The organism is Micromonospora sp. C97, from assembly GCF_018070385.1.
Lineage (GTDB): Bacteria > Actinomycetota > Actinomycetes > Mycobacteriales > Micromonosporaceae > Micromonospora > Micromonospora parva.
Window position 1 is genome coordinate 277,419 of the sequence record NZ_JAGPXU010000006.1, and the last position, 7,293, is coordinate 284,711.

A 7,293-nucleotide genomic window follows, 5' to 3' on the forward strand; every position below is an offset into this window, starting at 1 on the left:
CGGTCACCGCCAACAGCGATGACGGAGCCAAGTAGCGTCCCGACCCCGCCAGTGCAGAGAGCCGCCGGTGCTGAGAGGCGGTCTGGCGCCGGGGCGCGAAGACCCTCCCGAGCTGCGGGCAGAACGGCGAAACGCCTAGTAGAGCTCGCCCGGCTGGCCCCGGTCATCAGGCGACGAACGAGGCCTCCGCTTCGGCGGGGGTGAAGGTGTGGTGGCACCGCGAGGTTCCCGCTCGCCCACACCTGCCTGGGGCTGATGCGACGCATCGCTTCCCCCGGGCGGCGACGGCGTCGCGATCGACCGAGGAGCAGCGCGCCATGCAACGAACCCTGTCCCATCACCTGCCCGCCAGCATCGGCACGACAGTGCGGATCGCCGGCTGGGTGCACCGCCGCCGACTGCTCAAGTCGGTGGCCTTCCTGATCGTGCGGGACGCCGCCGGCCTGGCCCAGGTGGTCGTCACCGACCCGGCCGTCCGCGCCGAACTGGAGAAACTCACCGAGGAGACGGTCGTCGAGGTCACCGCCACGGCCACCGCGAACGGCACCGCGCCCGCCGGGGTCGAGCTGACCGACCCGACGGTACGTCCGCTGGGGCCGCCCGCCGCGCCGCCACCGTTCGACCTGTACCGGCCGGCGCTCACCGCGAGCCTGCCCACCCAGCTGGACCACGCGCCCACCGCGCTGCGGCACCCCACCCGCTCGGCCGCGCTGCGGATCTCGGCGGCCGCGGTGGCCGGGTTCCGGACCGCGCTCGACGCCCGCGACTTCGTGGAGATCCACACGCCGAAGGTGGTCAGCTCCAGCACCGAGAGCGGCGCGAACGTGTTCGCGCTGGACTGGTTCGGCCGGCCCGCGTACCTGGCCCAGTCGCCGCAGTTCTACAAGCAGCTCATGGTCGGCGTCTTCGAACGTGTCTACGAGGTGGGGCCGGTCTTCCGGGCCGAGCCGCACGACACCGTCCGGCACCTCGCGCAGTACACGTCGCTCGACGCGGAGCTGGGCTTCGTTGCCGACCACTCCGACGTGATGCGGGTGCTGCGCGACACACTGGCCGGCATGCTGGGCGCGGTGGACGAGCGGGCCGGCGGGGCCCTGGCGACGCTCGGCGTCACCGCGCCGCAGGTGCCGGCGGAGATCCCGGCGGTGCACTTCACCGAGGCGTTGGCGATCGCCGGCGCGCCCGCCGACGAGCCGGACCTCGCGCCCGCCCACGAACGGGCGCTGGGCGAGTGGGCCCGCCGCGAACACGGGTCGGACTTCCTCTACGTCACCGGCTACCCGATGGCGAAGCGGCCCTTCTACACCCACCCGGACCCGGAGCGGCCCGCGTACTCGAACGGTTTTGACCTGCTCTTTCGGGGTCTGGAACTGGTCACCGGCGGGCAGCGGCTGCACCGGCACGCCGACTACCTGGCGGCGTTGGCGGCCCGGGGTGAGCCGGTCGAGCCGTACGCCGGCTATCTGGACGCGTTCCGGCACGGCATGCCGCCGCACGGCGGCTTCGCCATCGGCCTGGAACGGTTCGTGGCCCGGCTGGTCGGCGCGGCCAACATCCGGGAGGTCACCGCGTTCCCGCGTGACCTGCACCGCCTGACTCCGTAGGGCTGCCCTGCCGGCCCATCCGATCGGGTGGGCCGGCAGCGGGGCTCAGGCGGGGCCGAGCAGGTCCCAGAGGTTGCCGGCGATGTCGCGGAAGACAGCGACCTTGCCGTACGGCTCGGTGCGCGGCGGCTTGACGAACTCGACGTGCATCTCGACCATCCGGCGGTACGTGGCGTCGAAGTCGTCGACCTGGAGGAAGAACCCGACCCGGCCGTGGGTCTGGTCGCCCACCGCGGCCTCCTGCCGCTCGCCGTCGGCGCGGGCCAGCAGCAACCCGGTGCCGCCGCCCGGCGGGCGGACCACCACCCAGCGCTTCGGTCGCCCGTCGTTGGTCAGCGACGGGGAGTCCTCGGCCAACTCGAAGCCGAGTGCCCCGGTGAAGAAGGCGATGGCGGGGTCGTACTCGGTGACGACAACGGTGACGAGGTCGATCTGCATTGGCCCGAGGATAGGCCGACCCTCGGTCACCCCGGCGCGCGGCCGGGCCTGCTCAGAGCGTGACGAGGGTGGAGAGCCGACGCTCGACCACCGGGAGCACGTCGGCGACGCCGATCGGGCGGCCCAGCTCGGCGGTGAGCGAGGTGACGCCGGCGTCCCGGATGCCGCACGGCACGATGCGGTCGAAGTACGTCAGGTCGCAGTCACAGTTGATCGAGAAGCCGTGCAGGGTGACGCCCCGGGCCACCCGGATGCCGATGGCGGCCACCTTGCGGGCCGGCCCCCGGTCGTCGGCGGGCACCCAGACCCCGCTGCGCCCCTCGACCCGGCCGGCGCTCAGCCCGAACTCGGCGCACACGTCGATGAGCAGCTCTTCGGTCCGGCGCACGTAGGCCACCACGTCCACCGGGTCGGGCAGGCGCAGGATCGGGTAACCGACGAGCTGCCCCGGCCCATGCCAGGTGATCTTGCCGCCGCGGTCCACGTCGACGACCGGAGTGCCGTCCATCGGCCGGTCCCACGGTTCGGTGCGCTTGCCGGCGGTGTAGACGCTGGGGTGCTCCAGCAGCAGCACGGTGTCGCCGCGCTCGCCAGCCACCACCGACTCGTGCAGGCGTCGCTGCTCGTCCCAGGCGGCCTGGTAGTCGAGCAGGCCGGCACGAACGGCCGTCAGGCCGGGGGTAGTCGTTGTCACGGCATCAAGCCTAGTCCCGCCATGGGTGATCTTCCCTGGTGAGCCGCCTCACCGGCGAAGATCACCAAGGGGGTCGGGGGCTACCGGTCAGCCGGTGGGATCCGCCAGAGCCAGACGTCGTCGACCCGCTGCGGTTCGCCGAACAGGGCGGTGGCGGTACGCCGCAGAGCCTCCTCGTCCACCTCGAACTTCGCGCCGTGCACCTGGTCGGCGAGCACCACCGTCTCGATGCGCCAGTGCCGCAGGTCCGACTGGACCTCCCGGATCGACCCGTCGGTGATGATGGGAACCAGCCCGGTCCGGCCGGCCTGGTCCATCAGGGCGCTCAGGGTGCGCGGCACCGGACCGATCCGGCCCCGGCCGTCCGGCCCACCGGGGCCGAGGAAGAAGCCTCCCGGAATGGCGAACTCGCCCTGCCGGTGCGACAACGCGTACGCCTGCCACCGCTGGCCGTCCGGGTAGATGTCCACGGTCAGCGGCAGCGGGGTCAGCACCCCGTCGGGTGACACGTACTCCCGCCAGGTGCCGGAGGTGATGAACTCCGGGATCGGCTCCCGCTCGTCGGTCAGCAGCGGGGTGGGCAGCAGCGGCGCCAGGGCCACCACGAAACCGACCAGCCAGGCCAGCTCCGTGGAGCGGTGCCGCAGTGGAGCGGCGCGCAACTGGTCGATCGTGTACGCCAGCAACAGCCCCACCACCGGCGCGACCACCAGCGCCAGCCGGGCCGGTAGCGCGGCATTCACCACCGGCAGTTGTCCGAGCAGGTCGAACGGCATGGGGAGGTCGGTGCGTCGGCCGTCGACCTTGGCGACCGGACCGAAGGAGAGCACCGTGAAGATCAGGGCGACGACGCCCAACGCCCAGAGGGTGGCCCGGCGGTGCGCGTCGGCCCGACGCCAGAGCGCGATGAAGCAGACCACTGTGAGCACCAGCAGCGGGATGCCGAAGAACGAGTTCTCCTCGGTCGGGTTGGGTGCCAGCGAGGTGCCCAACCCGACCTCGCCGGCCAGCGAGCGGCGCGGGAAGGCGGCGAACGCCGCGATGTCCTCGGAGTGGATCACCGGGTCGAAGCCGGTGCCGTGGAACCGTTGTGGCCCGGCGAAGTGCAACCACAGCGGGTACGACAACAGCACCCCGGCGACCACCGCGGTCACCCCGAGCCCGCGCAGGAAATTGGGCAGTGCGGCGCGCGCCTCGGCCCGGTTGGCCGGGTGCAGCGCCCAGATGGCGACGAACACGCCCAGCGCCAGCGCGGTGAAGAAGAGCCCTTCGGCGGCGATCGAGAAGGCCACCGCGACCAGCACGCCGAGGATCACCCCGTCGCGGAGCCAGTGCCCCGGGCGGCGCAGCGCGAACAGCCGCCAGATCAGCAGCGGCACCAGCCAACCGGCGGTCCAGTTCAGGTGCGCGTTGGCGTGCGACACCATGCCGGGGGAGTAGGCGATGAACAGCGCGCCCACCCCGGCGGCCAGGTGGCTGCGGACCAGGTGCCGCGACAGCAGCCAGTACCAGGCCAACGCCGTGGCGAGCAGGTTCAGGGTGAGGATCACCAGGAACGTGGCCGGCGGCCCGATGAGGTACGTGAGCGGGGCGAAGACCACCGCGTACACGGTGACCGTCGTGTTGACCGCGAGGTTCACGCCGTCCGGGACGTTGATCAGGTAGGTGAAGAGCGGGTTCTCCCCGTGGGTGACCGCGTGCCCGCCGAAGGCGAGCAGCCACTCGAACAGCGCCTGGTCACTGGAGTTGACGGTGATGGTCCGCACGTTCGGGTCCCGCCACAGCCCACTGGTCACCCAAACGGCGAGCGCGAGCGCCACCAGCACGACGATCAGGTCGGCCCGGCGGTTCCGGACGGCGCGCGGCGGTGACGCGGGTGCGGGCCCGGTGGCCAGCGACGGGGAGGACGGCACGCAGCGGACGTTACCAACCGGACCTGGACGGGCCGGTCAGACCTGCAAGGACGGGACCGTTGGGGACGGATTAGGTCCGCCTCGTCGATGGTTCGGCGTACACAGCGTCCGTCGTGAATGTGTGAGTGTGCGCCATGTCATGGCGGCGACACACCGTCGTAACGTCTCGGCAACTCGACCGTGACCCAGTTCACAGTCCGCCCCCTCAGGAGGCCGCCGTGCGCCGCTCCTCGTCCATCCTCACCCGGCTGCTCGGTGCGGTCGCCGGGGTCGCCCTCGCCGCCGCGGGCGTGGTCGCCATCGCCGCACCCGCCCAGGCCGCAACCCTCACCCAGGTCACCGGTTTCGGCTCCAACCCCGGCAACCTCGCCATGTACGCCTACCGGCCGGACAACCTGCCGGCCAACTCCCCGGCCGTCGTCCTGCTGCACGGGTGCGTCCAGAACGCCTCCGGCTACTTCGCCAACTCCGGCTGGCAGAAGTACGCCGACCAGTGGAAGTTCGCCCTGATCGTCGCCCAGCAGCCGTCCGGCAACAACGCCAACTCCTGCTTCAACTTCTTCGAGGCGGGCGACACCACCCGAGGCCAGGGCGAGGCGCTGTCGATCAAGCAGATGGTCGACCACGCCAAGGCGAACTTCGGGGTGAACGGCTCCCGGGTGTACGTCAGCGGGCTCTCCGCGGGCGGGGCGATGAGCGCGGTCATGCTCGCCACCTACCCGGACGTCTTCGCCGCCGGGTCGATCATCGCGGGTATCCCGTACCGCTGCGCCACCAGCATGGTCAACGCGTTCAGCTGCATGAACCCGGGTGCGGACAAGACCCCGGCCGCCTGGGGCGACCTGGTCCGTGGCGCGTACTCCGGCTACACCGGCCCGCGCCCCCGGGTGGCGATCTGGCACGGCACCTCGGACACCACCGTCACCCCGCTCAACGGCACCGAGTCCCGCGACCAGTGGACCAACGTCCGGGGCGTGTCGCAGACCCCGACCAGCACCTCGTCGCTGCCCGGCAACACCAGCCTCGAGGTGTACGGCAACGACGACGTGCGGCTCTACCGGATCTCCGGGATGGGCCACGGCACCCCGGTCGACCCGGGCTCCGCAGCCGAACAGTGCGGCACCGCCACCGCGTACTTCCTGGACACCATCTGCTCGACGTACCGTGACGCGCTCTTCTTCGGTCTGAACGGTGGCGGCACCAACCCGACCCCGACCCCGACCCCGACGGCCACCCCCACCCCCACGCCGACCCCGACCGTTACCCCGACCCCCACGCCGACCACCGCGCCGGTCTGCGTGACGGCCAGCAACTACGCGCACGTGACGGCCGGTCGGGCGTACCAGTCCGGCGGCTACGCCTACGCCAACGGCTCCAACCAGCGGATGGGCCTCTACAACACCTTCTACACCACCGCCCTCAAGCAAACCGCCCCCAACCACTGGGTGATCGGCTGCTGACCCCCCACCCCCACCCCTGCCCCTGTTGATCAAGAGGTTTGCGTCATCCGGAAGCCGGAATCTGACGCAAACCTCTTGATCAACGGGGGCGTCAGCGTGGGATCAGGTCAGCCGGGCCAGGACCGGCGCGAGAGGCTCCAGCGCGGCCTCGCGAACCACGAACCGGGTCACCCCCCAGCGCCGTTCATGCTCGGCGACCGCCGTGATGATCTCGTCCACCGTGCCGATCAGCACGAACGGAGTGGTCAACAGCTCGGCGACGGTCATGCCGTTGCGCCGGGCCTGTTCCGCGGCGGCAGCCTCCGCGTCGTCGGTGACCATCACCGTCTGCACCAGCGCCTCCAGCGCCGGCGGGTCGGCCCGGCCGGCTGCGCCGTCGGCCACGCAGGCCAGCTGCGCCTCGATCTGGTTGGTCCGCCAGCGAGCCTCATGCTGGTGGCCGTCGGCGAGGGTACGTCCGAACCCGGTCAGCCCGACCACGTCGGCGTGCGCGCCGGCCCACCGCAGCAGGGCCGAGTTCGCCGTACCCATCGTGAGCGGGATCCGTTCCTGCACCGGCCGGGGTTCGCGCAGCACCGCCTCGCGCATCGTCAGCTCGGCCGTGTCGACGGTGACCGGGGCGCCGTCGAGCAGGGCGCGGACCGCCTCGGCGACGGCCACGCAACGACGGACCCGACCGGCCACGTCAGGGCGTTCCCGGCCCACGGCGCGCCACTCCGCCGGGGTGTGACCGGCGCCGACACCGAGCCGGGCCCGTCCACCGGAGATCAGATCGAGGGTGGCCACGTCGGCCGCGAGCAGCATCGGTTCCCGTACGCCGAGGTTTGACACGTACGAGCCGAGCCCGATCGTCGAGGTGACCGGGGCGGCGGCGGCCAGCGCCACGAACGGTGACGTCACGTCGCCAGGGTGGTCGGCGGCGAGCAGGGCGTCGAAGCCGGCGGTCTCGGCCCGGCGGGCCAGCTCGGCCCAGCTCGCCGCGTCGGTCGGGGTGGCCTGGAGGGAGAAAGTCGCCATCGGTCCAGCTTCGGCCCACGCCGGCCCCCTGACCGCCGATTTCTGCCGAGGGCCGAACCACCCAGGGTGGGGCCGGGCGAAGCCCCACCCCGCCACCCTGTTGATCAAGAGGTTTGCGTCATCCGGAAGCCGGAATCTGACGCAAACCTCTTGATCAACGTCAATGG

The 7,293-nt window shown here is 71.8% G+C and carries 6 protein-coding genes; 2 read left to right on the forward strand and 4 right to left on the reverse strand.

Translation table 11 applies throughout. The features are described 5' to 3' along the window. The first annotated feature begins 317 nt into the window (after positions 1–317). Complete coding sequence (gene aspS / locus KBX26_RS12440) at positions 318–1,604, forward strand: aspartate--tRNA(Asn) ligase (protein WP_030330075.1); 1,287 nt, start codon at positions 318–320, stop codon at positions 1,602–1,604. Positions 1,605–1,649: 45 nt separating this feature from the next. Here aspS and KBX26_RS12445 read toward each other — a convergent pair whose 3' ends face one another. From KBX26_RS12445 to KBX26_RS12455, 3 genes are all read right to left on the reverse strand, one after another. Next, positions 1,650–2,042: a VOC family protein gene (locus KBX26_RS12445; protein WP_030330073.1), complete on the reverse strand. Its 393-nt coding sequence runs from the start codon at positions 2,040–2,042 to the stop codon at positions 1,650–1,652. 52 nt (positions 2,043–2,094) lie between these two features. Further along, positions 2,095–2,736: a lipoyl(octanoyl) transferase LipB gene (lipB, locus tag KBX26_RS12450; protein WP_210865455.1), complete on the reverse strand. Its 642-nt coding sequence runs from the start codon at positions 2,734–2,736 to the stop codon at positions 2,095–2,097. Positions 2,737–2,816: 80 nt separating this feature from the next. Further along, on the reverse strand, positions 2,817–4,649 hold the full coding sequence (locus tag KBX26_RS12455; protein WP_210865456.1) for a DUF2079 domain-containing protein: 1,833 nt from the start codon (positions 4,647–4,649) through the stop codon (positions 2,817–2,819). A 218-nt stretch (positions 4,650–4,867) separates the two neighbouring features. On the opposite strand from KBX26_RS12455, the gene KBX26_RS12460 reads away from it, so the two are divergent. After that, positions 4,868–6,109 (forward strand): PHB depolymerase family esterase, encoded by a 1,242-nt coding sequence (locus tag KBX26_RS12460; RefSeq protein WP_030330066.1) that lies wholly within the window; start codon positions 4,868–4,870, stop codon positions 6,107–6,109. Positions 6,110–6,211: 102 nt separating this feature from the next. Here KBX26_RS12460 and KBX26_RS12465 read toward each other — a convergent pair whose 3' ends face one another. Continuing rightward, positions 6,212–7,126 (reverse strand): LLM class flavin-dependent oxidoreductase, encoded by a 915-nt coding sequence (locus KBX26_RS12465; RefSeq protein WP_030330064.1) that lies wholly within the window; start codon positions 7,124–7,126, stop codon positions 6,212–6,214. Positions 7,127–7,293: the final 167 nt, after the last annotated feature.